The sequence below is a fragment of the Streptomyces sp. NPDC085596 genome (assembly GCF_044541565.1).
GTDB lineage: Bacteria > Actinomycetota > Actinomycetes > Streptomycetales > Streptomycetaceae > Streptomyces.
Map to the genome: position 1 here is coordinate 312,569 of NZ_JBITTC010000007.1, position 13,707 is coordinate 326,275.

15 protein-coding genes are annotated in these 13,707 nt (G+C 71.3%); 5 read left to right on the forward strand and 10 right to left on the reverse strand.

Features of this window, described 5'->3' with window-relative positions:
* Positions 1-27: 27 nt before the first annotated feature.
* From ACIGA3_RS22170 to ACIGA3_RS22200, 7 genes are all read right to left on the reverse strand, one after another.
* Positions 28-1,707 (reverse strand): DoxX family protein, encoded by a 1,680-nt coding sequence (locus ACIGA3_RS22170; RefSeq protein WP_399718528.1) that lies wholly within the window; start codon positions 1,705-1,707, stop codon positions 28-30.
* Between the two features lie 134 nt (positions 1,708-1,841).
* Entirely contained in the window at positions 1,842-2,780 is a 939-nt protein-coding gene (rlmB, locus tag ACIGA3_RS22175; RefSeq protein ID WP_399718287.1) for a 23S rRNA (guanosine(2251)-2'-O)-methyltransferase RlmB, read from the reverse strand.
* Positions 2,781-2,865: 85 nt separating this feature from the next.
* Positions 2,866-4,284: a cysteine--tRNA ligase gene (gene cysS / locus ACIGA3_RS22180; protein ID WP_399718290.1), complete on the reverse strand. Its 1,419-nt coding sequence runs from the start codon at positions 4,282-4,284 to the stop codon at positions 2,866-2,868.
* 92 nt (positions 4,285-4,376) lie between these two features.
* Complete coding sequence (locus ACIGA3_RS22185; protein ID WP_399718293.1) at positions 4,377-4,781, reverse strand: PPOX class F420-dependent oxidoreductase; 405 nt, start codon at positions 4,779-4,781, stop codon at positions 4,377-4,379.
* A gap of 49 nt (positions 4,782-4,830) precedes the next feature.
* On the reverse strand, positions 4,831-5,325 hold the full coding sequence (gene ispF / locus ACIGA3_RS22190; protein ID WP_399718296.1) for a 2-C-methyl-D-erythritol 2,4-cyclodiphosphate synthase: 495 nt from the start codon (positions 5,323-5,325) through the stop codon (positions 4,831-4,833).
* Positions 5,315-6,079 carry a 2-C-methyl-D-erythritol 4-phosphate cytidylyltransferase gene (gene ispD / locus ACIGA3_RS22195; RefSeq protein WP_399718298.1) on the reverse strand — a complete coding sequence of 255 codons (765 nt, stop codon included), beginning with the start codon at positions 6,077-6,079 and terminating at the stop codon, positions 5,315-5,317. Before ispD ends, ispF begins: the two co-directional genes overlap by 11 nt.
* A 307-nt stretch (positions 6,080-6,386) precedes the next feature.
* Positions 6,387-6,869, reverse strand: coding sequence for a CarD family transcriptional regulator (locus tag ACIGA3_RS22200; protein ID WP_050374646.1), 483 nt, complete (start codon positions 6,867-6,869; stop codon positions 6,387-6,389).
* Positions 6,870-7,494: 625 nt separating this feature from the next.
* Here ACIGA3_RS22200 and ACIGA3_RS22205 point away from each other — a divergent pair.
* A complete protein-coding gene (locus tag ACIGA3_RS22205; RefSeq protein ID WP_399718301.1) occupies positions 7,495-8,160 on the forward strand; it encodes a DUF461 domain-containing protein in 666 nt (221 codons plus the stop codon).
* Positions 8,161-8,237: 77 nt separating this feature from the next.
* Here the strand turns inward: ACIGA3_RS22205 and ACIGA3_RS22210 are convergent, their stop codons facing one another.
* Complete coding sequence (locus ACIGA3_RS22210) at positions 8,238-8,918, reverse strand: response regulator (protein ID WP_399718303.1); 681 nt, start codon at positions 8,916-8,918, stop codon at positions 8,238-8,240.
* Positions 8,915-10,192 carry a sensor histidine kinase gene (locus ACIGA3_RS22215; protein ID WP_399718305.1) on the reverse strand — a complete coding sequence of 426 codons (1,278 nt, stop codon included), beginning with the start codon at positions 10,190-10,192 and terminating at the stop codon, positions 8,915-8,917. Before ACIGA3_RS22215 ends, ACIGA3_RS22210 begins: the two co-directional genes overlap by 4 nt.
* Before the next feature lie 244 nt (positions 10,193-10,436).
* On the opposite strand from ACIGA3_RS22215, the gene phoU reads away from it, so the two are divergent.
* From phoU to ACIGA3_RS22235, 4 genes are all read left to right on the forward strand, one after another.
* The gene (phoU, locus tag ACIGA3_RS22220) at positions 10,437-11,108 is read left to right on the forward strand and encodes a phosphate signaling complex protein PhoU (RefSeq protein WP_399718307.1); all 672 of its coding nucleotides are present in this window, start codon (positions 10,437-10,439) and stop codon (positions 11,106-11,108) included.
* Between the two features lie 106 nt (positions 11,109-11,214).
* On the forward strand, positions 11,215-11,610 hold the full coding sequence (locus ACIGA3_RS22225; RefSeq protein ID WP_399718310.1) for a DUF6234 family protein: 396 nt from the start codon (positions 11,215-11,217) through the stop codon (positions 11,608-11,610).
* 153 nt (positions 11,611-11,763) lie between these two features.
* Positions 11,764-11,919, forward strand: a complete 156-nt coding sequence (locus tag ACIGA3_RS22230) for a hypothetical protein (protein WP_399718312.1) — start codon at positions 11,764-11,766, stop codon at positions 11,917-11,919.
* A 126-nt stretch (positions 11,920-12,045) separates the two neighbouring features.
* A complete protein-coding gene (locus ACIGA3_RS22235; protein ID WP_399718315.1) occupies positions 12,046-12,294 on the forward strand; it encodes an SCO4226 family nickel-binding protein in 249 nt (82 codons plus the stop codon).
* A gap of 81 nt (positions 12,295-12,375) precedes the next feature.
* Here the strand turns inward: ACIGA3_RS22235 and ACIGA3_RS22240 are convergent, their stop codons facing one another.
* Positions 12,376-13,560, reverse strand: a complete 1,185-nt coding sequence (locus ACIGA3_RS22240) for a low temperature requirement protein A (RefSeq protein WP_399718318.1) — start codon at positions 13,558-13,560, stop codon at positions 12,376-12,378.
* Between the last annotated feature and the right edge of the window lie 147 nt (positions 13,561-13,707).

The following is a 13,707-nucleotide window of genomic DNA, read 5'->3' on the forward strand; positions in this document are numbered from 1 at the left end:
GGTACGGGGCCCTTGGCACGCCGGCGGTCAGTTGCCGAACAGACCGCCCACCAGGCCGGGCTGGCCGGTGGAGGCGCCACCCGAGTCACTGCCGCCGCCCGGTTCGGTGCCGCCGCCAGAGGTGCCCGACCCGGTGCCGCCCGTCGCGGGCCCGCCGGAGCTGGTCGGGCCCGCCGTGGTGCTGGGGGCGCCGCCGCCACCCGTGGTCGGGGTGGTCCGCTGCGGCGGGGCCTGGCCCGTGGTGCCCTGGGTCTGACTGGGCGCCACCGGAGCCGTACCGGCCGTGCGGCCCGCGCCCGGTGTGCCGGCCACGCCGGACGGGCTGGCCCCGGCCGAGGCGCCGCCCGTGGGCGAGCTGGACGCCGAGGGGCTGGCCTGCCTGCGCTGGGTACCGGGCTTCGAGGGCAGCGGCGAGCCGGGCTGGTTGTTGCGCGGCGCCTCGCCGGGACCGGGGACGACCACCCGGCTGGAGTCGCGTACCGCGCCGCCGAGCAGCGAGCCGACCAGCAGGGTCAGACCGACCGTGACGGCCGTGATCAGCGCGCCCCGGCGCAGTACGTACCGGCGCAGGTCCCAGATGGCGGCGCGCGGGCCCAGCGTGCGCCAGGCGCCGCCCGCGAGCCTGCCGTCCACGGAGTAGACCGGGGCGCCCGCGATGACCAGCGGGGACCAGGCGGCCAGGTAGATGATGTCGGGCGCGTCGTAGGCCGGGACCGTCTTCCAGCTGACGGTGACGATGAGCGCGGCCGAGAGCAGCGCGCCCAGCGCCGCGGCGACCCGCTGCCAGCAGCCGAGGATGGTCAGCACGCCGACCACGACCTGGAGGAAGGCGATGACCAGCCCGGAGCCCACCGGGTGGTGCAGCGCGAACTGGCGCAGCGGCTCGGCCACGTCCCACGGGTGCAGGGTGTTGAGCCACTTGACCATGGAGCCGCGCTCGCCGCCGTCGAAGTAGACGGGGTCGCACAGCTTGCCCATGCCGGCGTAGGCCGAGATGAAGCCGAGGAAGACGCGCAGCGGAAGCAGGACGACGCCGAGGTTCATCCGGCGGCCGGGGTAGTACGCGTGCCGCGCCGGGTCGTCGCCGTGGCGGCGGGCGGCCCGGGTGCCGGAGCGCCGGACGGGCGGCTCGTCGGGGTCGAACTCGTCGTCGGCGTAAGGCTGTTCGTCGTACGGCGGTTCGTCGTAGGCGCTGCCGACCGGGCGCATGTGCGGCAGCAGCCGGGTGCCGCCGTCCGGGCCGGTGCGCTGGGGGCCGAGGACCGGGGTCTCGACGGTCGCGTCGAGCCGGTCGTAGGCGTCCGCGTAGCCGGTGTGGTCCGGGTCGAGGCGCGGGATGACCTGGGTGGCTCCGGCCGGCTCGTCGGGGTGGCGGACGCTGCTGCCCCGGACGGCCTGGAGCAGGCGGTGGGTACCGGTGTCGTCGGGCGCGGACCGGCCGCTCCAGACGACCGGGCGGCGCCGGCCCGCCCCGCCCGCCGTGCCCGCGGCGGACATGCGGGGGGTGTCCTGGGCGACGCTCGGATACCGGGCGATTCTCGGGGATTGGGCGCGCCTGCCCGCCGACCCCAGCTGCACGCGGAAGCTGGCGTGATTGACGATGACCTGCGCCGGATCGCTCGGCACCTTCACCATGCTCAGCGCGGGAGCCTCGTCGAATCCCGACGAGCGGTCCCCCGTGGGCGTGCGGGGTGTTCTGGTGTCCACACTCAACTAACCGAGTGACGCCGAGTTAGGACACTGCTTTGACCGGCCCGATGTGTCCGGGCCGCGTCAAAGTCGTCGTGAACGCCGGGCCGCCCCCGGAATTACCGCATCCGGGGGCACTGCCGAACGGCCGTTCAGGAGCGGCGGCGGGACGCCTCGTAGAGCACCACACCGGCCGCCACACCGGCGTTGAGGGACTCCGCGCCGCCCGGCATCGGGATGCGCACCCGGTGGTCACAGGTCTCGCCGACCAGCCGGGACAGGCCCTTGCCCTCACTGCCGACCACGATGACGACCGGACCGGACAGCGCCGCCAGATCGCCCACCTCGGCCTCACCGTCGGCGGCCAGGCCGACCACGGTGATCCCGGCCTTCTTGTACTGCTCCAGGGCCCGGGTGAGGTTGGTGGCACGGGCGACCGGCGTACGGGCGGCCGCACCGGCCGACGACTTCCAGGCACCGGCGCTCATGCCGGCCGAGCGGCGCTCGGGCACGAGCACGCCGTGACCGCCGAAGGCGGAGACGGAGCGGACGACGGCGCCGAGGTTGCGCGGGTCGGTGACGCCGTCGAGGGCGACGATCAGCGGGTCCTCGCCCTTGTCGTAGGCGGCGGCGGGCAGGTCCTCGGGGTGCGCGTACTCGTACGGCGGGACCTGGAGGACGAGGCCCTGGTGGTTCAGGCCGTTCGTCATGCGGTCCAGCTCGGGGCGCGGGGCCTCCATGAGGTGGATGTTGCCGCGCTCGGCGGCGAGCTGGAGGGCCTCGCGGACGCGCTCGTCGTTGTCGATGAACTGCTGGACGTAGAGCATGGTGGCGGGCACACCGTCACGCAGCGCCTCGTACACCGGGTTGCGGCCGACGACCAGCTCGGAGGTGGACCGGCCGCCGCCCTTGCGCTGCTGGGGGCGGCCCTGGGCACGGCGGACCTTGGCGGCGGCGGCACGCTGCTTGGCGTGGCCCTTGCGCGCCTCGGCGGGGGGCGTGGGGCCCTTGCCCTCCAGGCCACGGCGCCGCTGGCCGCCGCTGCCGACCTGCGCACCCTTCTTGCCGGACATGCGGCGGTTGTTCGCCATGAGTTACCCGTCTCCGTGAGCGTTCGTACGTATGTATGCAGTGTGCCGCCCGGATGGCCGGGCGGCACACTCGATCAAGCCTTGGCTAGCGCGGGCCGATGCTCCAGCGCGGGCCCTGCGGGCTGTCCTCGACGACCAGACCGGACTGTCCGAGCTGGTCGCGGATGGCGTCGGCGGTGGCCCAGTCCTTACGGCCGCGGGCGGACTCGCGCTGCTCCAGGACGAGCCGGACCAGGCTGTCCACCACGCCGTGCACGCTTTTGTTGAGCACAGTGTCGCCGAGCTCGCCGCCCGCACCGGCCCACTCGGGGTCCAGCGGGTCGAGACCGAGGACGCCGAGCATGGCGCGGACCTCGGCGAGGCGGGCGACGGCCGCTTCCTTGTCGTCGGCGGCCAGTGCGCTGTTGCCCTGCCGGACGGTGGTGTGCACGACGGCGAGGGCCTGCGGCACGCCCAGGTCGTCGTCCATCGCCTCGGCGAAGGCGGGCGGCACCTCGGCGGCCGGTTCGACCTCACCGCCGGCCTTCTCCAGCGCGCGCTGCACGAAGCCCTCGATGCGCGCGAACGCGATCTCGGCCTCGCGCAGCGACTCCTCGCTGTACTCGATCATCGAGCGGTAGTGCGGGGTGCCGAGGTAGTAGCGCAGGACGATGGGACGCCACTGCTTGACCATCTCGGAGACCAGCACGCTGTTGCCGAGCGACTTGGACATCTTGTCGCCCGCCATGGTCACCCAGGCGTTGTGCACCCAGTACCGGGCGAACTCGTCACCGAACGCCTTGGCCTGGGCGATCTCGTTCTCGTGGTGCGGGAAGATCAGGTCCAGCCCGCCGCCGTGGATGTCGAAGACGGAGCCGAGGTATTTGTGCGCCATGGCCGAGCACTCCAGGTGCCAGCCGGGGCGGCCGGGCCCCCAGGGCGTCGGCCAGCTCGGCTCGCCCGGCTTGACCGCCTTCCACATGGCGAAGTCGCGCGGGTCCCGCTTGCCGCTCTCGCCGTCGCCGGACGGCTGGAGCAGGTTGTCCAGCTCCTGCCGGGACAGCTCCAGGTAGCCGTCGAAGGAGCGGACGTCGAAGTAGACGTTGCCGTCGGCCTCGTAGGCGTGGCCGCGCTCGATGAGGCCCTGCATCATCTCGATCATCTCAGTGATGTGGCCGGTGGCGCGGGGCTCGTAGCTGGGCGGAAGGCAACCGAGGGCGGCGTAGGCGTCGTTGAACGCCCGCTCGTTCTCGTACCCGATCGCCCACCAGGGGCGCTTCTGCTCGTGGGCCTTGTTGATGATCTTGTCGTCGATGTCCGTGACGTTGCGGATGAACGTCACGTCGTAGCCGCGGTACTCGAACCAGCGGCGCATGATGTCGAAGTTCAGGCCCGAGCGGATGTGCCCGATGTGCGGTGCGGCCTGCACGGTGGCGCCACACAGGTAGATCGAGACACAGCCCGGCTTGACCGGGGTGAAGTCGCGGATCTGCCGGGCGCTGGTGTCGTACAGGCGAATGGTCACCACACCAGGGTAGTGGGAACGGGGCTGTGCGATGCCACCGGACGGTGACATCGCCGCTCCGGGCTGTCTCCGGACTGTCTCCGGGCTGTCCCCTAGAGGCTGCCGACCACCTTGCGCGGGGTGACGCGGACGACGACGCGCTCGGCGTCGTTGGCGGAGGCCGGGTTGAACTCGGCGTACTTCTTGCCGGTGTACTTCAGGGACAGCTCGTCGATGAGTGCCTGGCCGCCCTCGGTGGTCAGCTCGGCGGTGCCGCGGATCTCGGCGTACTCGTAGGGGTTCTCCGGGTCCATGACGACGACGGTGACCCGCGGGTCGCGCCTGAGGTTCTTCTCCTTGCGCCGGTCGACCGTGGTGGAGATGAGGACGTCGTCCCCGTCGCGCTTCACCCAGACCGGGGACATCTGCGGGCTGCCGTCGGGCTGGACGGTGCCCAGCACGATGAACACGCGCGTGTCCAGCAGGGACTTGAGCCGGTCGGACAGGGCAGCGGACATGGAGATCCTCCTCGATCGACGATGGCTGTGCGGGTACCCTCGCACGCCCCTACGACACGCGCACCACGAGGGCCGTGGCGACCGCCATCAGCCCCTCCCCGCGGCCGGGGAAACCGAGCCCGTCGGTGGTCGCGCCGGACACCGACACCGGGGCCCCGGCGGCGGTGCTGAGGATCTGCTGCGCCTCGTCCCGCCGCTTGCCGATCTTCGGGCGGGGGCCGACGACCTGCACCGCGACGTTGCCGATGGCGAAGCCCGCCGCGCGCACGATCCGGGCGGCCTCGGTGAGCAGGGTGACCCCGGAGGCGCCGCTCCACTCGGGCCGGCCGGTGCCGAAGTGCTGTCCGAGGTCACCGAGTCCGGCGGCGGAGAACAGCGCGTTGCAGGCGGCGTGCGCGACCACGTCGGCGTCCGAGTGCCCGGCGAGTCCCGGTCCCGCGTCCTCCCACTTGAGCCCGGCGCACCACAGCTCGCGGCCGTCCTCGAAGGCGTGGATGTCGGTGCCGATGCCGACCTGGGGCAGCACGGGGATCTCAGAAGCCATCGTTGAGCCTCCTGCGGGTGAGGACCGCCTCCGCGAGGACGAGGTCGAGGGGCCGGGTCACCTTGAACGCCTCCTCGTGACCGGGCACGGTCACGACCCGCTCGCCGAGCCGCTCGACCATGCTCGCGTCGTCGGTGACGTCCTCGGTGACGGACTCATGGGCGCGGATCAGGGTCGCGCGGTCGAAGCCCTGCGGGGTCTGTACGGCGCGCAGCCGGGCCCGCTCGGGCGTACCGAGCACCGGCTCGGGCTCGCCGGGGGTGCCCGCGGGCTCGACCTCCTTCACCGTGTCGGCCAGCGGCAGCGCCGGGACCACGGCCGGGGCGCCGTCGCGCACCGCCTCGACGACCGTGTCCACGGTGTCGACGGGGACGAGGGGGCGGGCCGCGTCGTGCACGAGGACGATGTCGTAGGCGGGGGGCAGGGCGTCCAGGCCCAGGCGGACCGACTCCTGGCGGCTGTCCCCGCCGGGCACGACCAGGAAGTCCGTGCGCTCGGGCAGCGCGTGCGCGTCCAGCAGCGACTTGACCTCGGCGGCGCCCTCCGGCGGGGCGACGACGACCACCAGGGAGACGTGCCGGGAGGCGGCCAGGGCGCGGATCGCGTGGATCAGCATGGGCGTGCCGTTCAGCGCGCGAAGCGCCTTGGGGGCGCCCGGACCAAGGCGTACGCCCCGGCCGGCGGCGGGAATCACGGCGGCGACACGGCTGTCCTGGCGCGGCTCGGCGGGTGCGGGGCGCGATTCGTCAGACATCGGTTCCTGTCAGGTTTGTGTGCTCGGGACCGGTGGGTATGGCCTGGAGGAGCGCCTGGGCGCGACGCCTTGACCGGACCCTTTCCGTGACCGCGGTCGAGCCGTCCGCCCCAGGAGCAGAACGCAGAAGTAGCACGCAGGGGCAAACGCAGGACGGAAAAATGTATCGGGTGCACTGAGTGCATGGAGAACGCATGGGGGGACGAATATGCCGCAGCGCCCGGCGACAGGGTGAGTGTCATCGGGCACCACGGCATTTTTGCTGCGCTGCACTTGAAAGCAGGCGGGGCACGCCGCCCGCTTCGCGTCAGGAGGCGAGTACCTCGTCGAGCAGCGCCTCGGCCTTGTCCTCGTTGGTGTTCTCCGCGAGAGCCAGCTCGCTCACCAGGATCTGGCGGGCCTTGGCGAGCATGCGCTTCTCACCGGCGGAGAGTCCGCGCTCGCGCTCACGACGCCACAGGTCACGCACGACTTCCGCGACCTTGATGACATCGCCGGAGGCGAGCTTCTCCAGATTTGCCTTGTAGCGGCGCGACCAGTTCGTGGGCTCCTCGGCGTACGGCGCGCGCAGCACCTCGAAGACGCGCTCCAGCCCGTCCTGACCGACCACATCACGCACGCCGACGAACTCCGCATTGTCCGCTGGCACACGTACCGTCAAGTCGCCCTGGGCGACCTTCAGCACCAAGTAGGTCTTGTCCACGCCTTTGATCTGACGAGTTTCGATAGCCTCGATCAGCGCGGCCCCGTGATGGGGATAGACCACGGTGTCGCCAACCTTGAACGTCATGTGACAGGTACCCCTTCCGTGGCTATCCAGGGTAACACGGATACGGCGTCTTCTGAATGGCGTTTTCGCAGGTCAGAGCATATCTCGGGGCTTGACAACAGCGACAGGAACGTGCTGCGGACCACCTGCGGAACCGGGAATTCGCAGGTGGGAGCGGCTCTGCGCGCAGAGTGAAACATGTACGTCACACGCCTCGGAGAGCCGCTCCGATCGGCCGAATGTACCGGTTTGCCCGCTTCCAAGCGTACGACTTCCGCTCCTCCGTTCGACGACCGGAGTCAGGTACGAGACGAATCCGGAATTGATCACGCCACCCGGCAGTGATCAATTCCGGACACGCGCGCATTCCTTCACAGAAATATCGGCCGGAGTGTCGCGGTGTGTCGCCGGGATGCCGTCAACGGTGTCGCACGCGGTTATCCGAATGACGGACGCGCGTTCCGGCAAAGCGGCCCGGCGGTGATCAGCGGCCGCCCGGCGTACCCCCAGCAGGACGGAAGCCCCTCGCCAGGGGAGGGTCGGGTGCGGCGCCGCGCGAACGGCTCGGTAGCCTGAGGGCGCTGACACATCCTTAAGGTGGCTTTACAAGACAAGCCGCCCCTGCGTTCAAGGAGTTGCCGCCGCCGTGAGCAGCAGCCTTCGACGCGGCGCCCTCGCCGCATCTGCCATCGCTTTCTCGATCGCCTCGCTCGCCGCCTGCGGCGCCGGAAACAACGCCCAGACCCTGGAGATCAGGCCGGACAACGCGGCGACCAGCGTCGGGGCCATCAAGGTCCAGAACGCCCTGGTCATCACCCAGCCCGACGCCAAGGCCAACGGCCCGGCCGCCGTCGCCGCCACGCTGTTCAACGACGGCGCGACCGACCAGACGCTCCAGTCGATCGCCGTCGCGGGCAGCAACGAGAAGGTCGAGCTGAAGCCCGCCAAGGGACAGAAGCTGACCGTCCCGGCGCACGGCCGGCTGGTCATCGGCGGCAAGGACAACGCCTCCGCCATCCTGGCCAACGGCCGCGAGTCGGTCCAGAACGGCAACGCGCAGAAGGTCACCTTCACCTTCAGCAAGACCGGTGCGGTGAGCCTGCGCGCCTTCGTCGTCCCGGCGACCAGCTACTTCAGCGGCTGGGGCCCGAGCGAGGTGCCGTCCGCGCCGGCCGCCGCGTCCTCCTCGCCGTCGGGCAGCCCGTCCGCGAGCGACAAGCCCGAGGGCGACAAGGCGAGCGCGCCCGCGTCGGCCTCGGCGCCGGCCGCCCCGAGCGACTCCGCGTCGCAGTCGGCGCCCGCGGGCCACTGAGCACGCCGTAGACATGAGTGAGGGTGGCACCCGGCCCGGGGTGCCACCCTCACTCACGTTCCGATCGCCCTGGCGGTCTACGGCTCGAACTTGTAGCCCAGCCCGCGCACCGTCACCAGATAGCGCGGCGCGCCCGGATCGGGCTCGATCTTGGCGCGCAGCCGCTTCACATGGACGTCGAGGGTCTTGGTGTCGCCCACGTAGTCGGCGCCCCACACCCGGTCGATGAGCTGCATCCGGGTCAGCACCCGGCCCGCGTTGCGCAGCAGCATCTCCAGCAGGTCGAACTCCTTCAGCGGCAGGTCGACCTTGGCCCCGGACACCGTCACCACATGGCGGTCGACGTCCATCCGGACCGGGCCCGCCTCCAGCGCGGCCGGGCTGACCTCCTCCGGCTCGCCGCGCCTGCGCAGCACGGCCCGGATACGGGCGACCAGCTCGCGCGAGGAGAAGGGCTTGGTGACGTAGTCGTCGGCCCCTATCTCCAGGCCGACGACCTTGTCGATCTCGCTGTCCTTGGCGGTCACCATGATCACCGGGACGTTGGAGCGGACGCGTAGCTGGCGGCACACCTCCGTGCCGGGCAGCCCCGGCAGCATCAGGTCGAGGAGGACCAGGTCGGCGCCGTTGCGCTCGAACTCGTCCAGGCCGTCGGGGCCGGTCGCGGCGACGGCGACCTCGAAGCCCTCCTTGCGCAGCATGTACGACAGGGCGTCGGAGAAGGACTCCTCGTCCTCGACGACGAGCACTCGGGTCACGGAAGGACCTCCGGGGAGGGAAGCGAAGCGTACGGGGACGGATCGGCGGGCCCGGACTCGCCGTCGAGTTCCGGGTGCCTGGCGGCGCGGTCGCGGGCGACGCCCGCCTCCGGCAGCCGCAGGGTGAAGGTGGAGCCCTGGCCCTCGGCGCTCCAGACCGTGACCTCGCCGCCGTGCGAGGCGACCACGTGCTTGACGATGGCGAGGCCGAGGCCGGTGCCGCCGGTGGCGCGCGAGCGGGCGGGGTCGACGCGGTAGAAGCGCTCGAAGATGCGCTCCTTGTCCTTGTCGGAGATGCCGATGCCCTGGTCGGTGACGGCGAGTTCGATCAGGTCGCCGCCGGGGGCGGAGACCCGGCGGGCGGAGATGCCCACGCGGGTGTGGGCCGGGGAGTAGTTGACGGCGTTCTCGACCAGGTTGCCCAGGGCGGCGGCGAGCTGGCCGCGGTTGCCCCAGACGTGCAGGCCGGCGCGGACCGGTGTGGGCCCCGCCGGGTCCTGGATCGCGGTGGCCATGTTGATCTGCTTCGTACCGGCCTGGTGGCGGCAGCGGTCGACGGCCTCGGCGACCAGCTCGTCCACGCGCACCGGCTCGGCGTCCTCCAGCGGGTCGTCGTTCTGCACCCGCGAGAGGTCGATCAGCTCCTGGACCAGGTTGGTCAGGCGGGTCGCCTCGATCTGCATCCGCCCGGCGAAGCGCTGGACGGCGTCGGGCTCGTCGGAGGCGTCCATGACAGCCTCGGAGAGCAGGGAGAGGGCTCCTACGGGTGTCTTCAGCTCGTGGCTCACATTGGCCACGAAGTCACGGCGTACCGCCTCGATGCGACGGGCCTCGGTCAGGTCCTCGACCAGCAGCAGCACCAGCCGGGAGCCGAGCGGGGCCACGCGCGCGGACACGGCCAGGGCCTCGCCCCGGCCGGTGCCGCGCCGGGGCAGGTCCAGCTCGACCTGTCGTATCTCCCCGTCGCGCCGGGTGTCGCGCGCCATCTGGAGCATCGGTTCCACGGCGAGCTTGCCGCCCCGGACGAGGCCCAGGGCGTACGCGGCGGAGCTGGCCTTGACCACGGCGTCGGCCTCGTCGAGGACGACCGCGGAGGAGCGGAGCACCGACAGCACGGTGTCCACGCCGGGCGGGAGCACCGCGTCGGTGTGCAGGGAGGTACGGGTGGGGCGCTTCTGGTCGCTCTCGCTCCAGCGGAACGCCAGCATGGCGATGACACCGGTGAGTACACCGGCGATCGCAGCCGCTGCGGCGACCGCCGCGTTCACGTCCATGGCTCAAGGTTAGGCATGTCGTACGGCCTGACCACAGCCGCCGTCGTGCGACCTCGGGCACTCGTCGCCCAGAGTTCACCTTCCATCCAGTGGTGGTTCATTCGGGAGGGCGGAAACGGACGCGTACGGGACGGAACGTGGGAGCGTGGGGTTCGCAACCGCTGGTCTCGGCCACGGGGCCCGCCCCGGACGACGCAGGAGCCACCGGGGCCGGTCCCGGACGACACGTAGGAGAGGGAACCTGATGCGGGACGCGTACCACGAGGAACTGGACTCGATCGGCGACGGTCTGGTGGAGATGGCCCGGCTGGTCGGCTCCGCCATCGGGCGCGCCACCACCGCCATCCTGGACGCCGACCTGAAGCTGGCCGAGAGCGTGATCGAGGCCGACCAGCGGGTCGACGAGCTCCAGCACGACCTGGAGGCGCGGGCGATAGCCCTGCTGGCGCGCCAGCAGCCGGTGGCGACGGACCTGCGCATCGTCGTCACCTCGCTGCGGATGTCGGCCGACCTGGAGCGCTCGGGCGATCTCGCCCAGCACGTGGCGAAGCTGACCCGGCTGCGGTTCCCCGAGCGCGCGGTCCCGCAGGACCTGCACGCGACCATCCTGGAGATGGGCCAGCTCGCGCAGCGCCTCATGGCGAAGGCGGCGGAGGTCATCATCACCAAGGACGTCGACCTCGCGCTCCAACTGGAGCAGGACGACGACGAGATGGACCTCCTCCACCGCACCCTCTTCCAGCACCTCATCGACGACCGCTGGAAGCACGGCATCGAAACGGCCGTGGACGTCACCCTCCTGGGCCGCTACTACGAGCGCTACGCGGACCACGCGGTGGCCGTGGCGAAGCGGGTGGTGTACCTGGTGACGGGGGAGCACGCGGACGAGTTGCAGCAGGACGGTTCGGGGAGCTGACGTAGCCCCGGCGTGGGCCCGGCGGGCAGCGCCTCACCGCCCGTCGGGTACGGGTTGAGTACGCGTGCTCATGTGCGCCGACCCCGGCCGCCCGCATCCTGCGTCCATGACCGAAACACTTCCGGCCCCGAGACGCCGGCTCCCGTGGTCGCGCAGGACACGCCTGGGCGTGGACCTCGCCCTCGCGATTCCCCTGTTCCTGCTGGAGATCGCCTGGGTGGTGCTGGACGCGATATACGGCGTCGGCCTGGAGGTGTGGGCAGCGCAGGGCGACCAGTCGCGGATCGACGCGGCCGACCTCGCGTTCATGGATCGGCTGCAGGTGCTGCAGATCGTGGTGGTCGTCCTGGCCGTCCTCGCGGCACTCTTCCGTGCCCGCTGGACGATGATCGCCCACTTGCTGGTGGCCCTCTTGCTGGGCGGCGCACTGGCGGGCGAGCGGCACGACTGGGAGAAGAGCCACTCGTCACCGGGGTGCGTTCGGTACAGCGCGAACTGCTGAGAGCGGCTGGCGCTTTCCATGCCGTAAAGCATGAGCGCAGGGGCTCGCGGTGGTGGAGTACGGCGTGCGGGCGCATCCGTGCGCCGTTGATGCGCCCAGTGGAGCGGGCATGAAATGAGCGGGGGCACTTGGCCCCCGTGTCGAGGAGGACCCATGCCCGAATCCCCGAGCACCACGCCCGACCCCACCCAGGACCGTGACGCCGAGCAGCCCGCCCAGATCAGAAGTCTCCCGATGGTCGCCGCCTGCGGCTGCGGCTCGGGCTGCGGATGCGGCTGCCAGCAGGGCGCGCCCTGCCAGTGCGGCTGAGGACGACGGCGGTGGAGGGGCCCCGGAAACTCCGGGGCCCCTCGGCGTACGGATGACTGAACGAGTCGCCATGAGGCGACGTGCGGGCCCAGCATGGAGAGAGGGACATCGCTAGGAGGTGTGATCATGACCAAGTTCATGGACGTCCACCACGGCATGGAAGGCATCACGGCCGACGAGCTCGCGCGGGCCCATCAAGCCGACCTCGACATCGAGCAGGATGAGAACATGCACTTCGAGGCCGCCTGGGCGGACCCGGAGTCCGGCACGGTCTACTGCCTGTCCGAGGCCCCGTCGGCCGAGGCGGTCCAACGCATCCACGAGCGCGCGGGACACAAGCCGGACGAGGTGCACCCGGTACCGCTCCAGATCTGACCGCCGTGGGGATCGCGCGGACGCCTGTCCCGCACGGCTCCGCGCGAGCCGGTGATGGCCGCACACCCTGAGCGGCCCGGATCACCTCACCTGTCGGATCGATGTCCGGGCGCGGTGCGTCGCCGCGACGACGGTGCCCACCAGGACGGAAGTGACGCAGCCAGTGGCCAGTACCGGGCTCGGGGTGAAGGTGACCGCGAGGACGGCGAGGATGCCCACGGCCCAAATGGCGTCCAGGACACCGGGCTTGACCGTGCCGCGGTGCAGCAGCCGTAGTACGGCGGCATACAGCGCGACCGGCACCGTGTACGCCGCCGCGACCGCCAGCCTGCTCAGGTGCGCGTGCCCCGTGAGGTGCGCGATCTCGACGGCGAGCCCGGCGCCGACGGCCGCGGCTGAGGCGTAGACGAAGTAGTGGCCGTAGCCCCAGCGGAGCGCTGTGCCCAGGGAGTTGAGCTTCTCGGCCGCGCTCTGGGTGAAGTACAGCCACCACATGGCGAAGACGGTGAGGATGCCGCCGACCACGAGCGGGGCGATGTCGCCGAGGGAGACCTCGGTGTCGAGGGCGGCGCGGACGGTGGCGGTCGCGGCGGTGATGGACTCGCCGAGGACGATCAGGGTGAACAGGCCGTACCGCTCGGCGATGTGATGTGGGTGCCAGGTGGTCTGTCCGGCGCGCTCCGCCCAGGCGGGGACGGCGAGTTCGGCGACGACGAGGACGAAGAAGGACGGCAGCCCGGCGTCGTCCGGCAGCCACAGCCGCGCGACCCAGCCGATCTGCACGACGAGGATGCCGATCGCGTACCGCAGGCACGTCCGCCGCCGCTCCGGGTCGCTGCGGGCGGCGCGCAGCCACTGGCTCACCATGGCCAGCCGCATCACTACGTACCCGTAGGTGATGACCGTGAAGTCGTACTCCTCCAGCGCCTTCGACGCCCCCGCCGCCAGCACCAGCGCGCCGGCGATCTGGAGGAGGGTGAGCAGGCGGTACGGCACGTCGTCGGTGTCGTAGGCCGAGGCGAACCACGTGAAGTTCATCCAGGCCCACCAGATGGCGAAGAACACGAGCGCGTACCCGAGCACACCGTGCCCGACCTTCCCGGCGGCGAGCTCATGCTCGAACGCGGCGGCGGTCTGGGCGACCGCGGTGACGAAGCAGAGGTCGAAGAAGAGCTCGAGGACGGTGGCTGTGCGGTGCCGCTCGCCGCTTAGGCGGGGGAGCATGGGGCGGTGCCAGGCGCTGCCGCTGGGCTGTGGGTGGTTCATGACGTCCCGTCATCGAGTGTGCGGAGCCCCGCGTGGGCCTTCCCGGCCACCCATGCTGCCGCACGCCACCGCTCGACTTCCCCTTCGGAGCGCCGACCGCAGTTACGAGGACTCAACTCTTACGGCGCTTGCCCGCCGACTTCTTCA

What these genes read in the sequence shown, in the direction of transcription:
- ACIGA3_RS22235 (WP_399718315.1), top strand. Translation starts at nt 12,046, where the DNA reads ATGACCAAGTTCATGGACGTCCACCACGGCATGGAAGGCATCACGGCC.
- rlmB (WP_399718287.1), bottom strand. Translation starts at nt 2,780, where the DNA reads ATGGCGAACAACCGCCGCATGTCCGGCAAGAAGGGTGCGCAGGTCGGC.
- ACIGA3_RS22240 (WP_399718318.1), bottom strand. Translation starts at nt 13,560, where the DNA reads ATGAACCACCCACAGCCCAGCGGCAGCGCCTGGCACCGCCCCATGCTC.
- ACIGA3_RS22200 (WP_050374646.1), bottom strand. Translation starts at nt 6,869, where the DNA reads ATGACGTTCAAGGTTGGCGACACCGTGGTCTATCCCCATCACGGGGCC.
- ACIGA3_RS22225 (WP_399718310.1), top strand. Translation starts at nt 11,215, where the DNA reads ATGACCGAAACACTTCCGGCCCCGAGACGCCGGCTCCCGTGGTCGCGC.
- ACIGA3_RS22230 (WP_399718312.1), top strand. Translation starts at nt 11,764, where the DNA reads ATGCCCGAATCCCCGAGCACCACGCCCGACCCCACCCAGGACCGTGAC.
- phoU (WP_399718307.1), top strand. Translation starts at nt 10,437, where the DNA reads ATGCGGGACGCGTACCACGAGGAACTGGACTCGATCGGCGACGGTCTG.
- ACIGA3_RS22215 (WP_399718305.1), bottom strand. Translation starts at nt 10,192, where the DNA reads ATGGACGTGAACGCGGCGGTCGCCGCAGCGGCTGCGATCGCCGGTGTA.
- ispF (WP_399718296.1), bottom strand. Translation starts at nt 5,325, where the DNA reads ATGGCTTCTGAGATCCCCGTGCTGCCCCAGGTCGGCATCGGCACCGAC.
- ispD (WP_399718298.1), bottom strand. Translation starts at nt 6,079, where the DNA reads ATGTCTGACGAATCGCGCCCCGCACCCGCCGAGCCGCGCCAGGACAGC.
- ACIGA3_RS22185 (WP_399718293.1), bottom strand. Translation starts at nt 4,781, where the DNA reads ATGTCCGCTGCCCTGTCCGACCGGCTCAAGTCCCTGCTGGACACGCGC.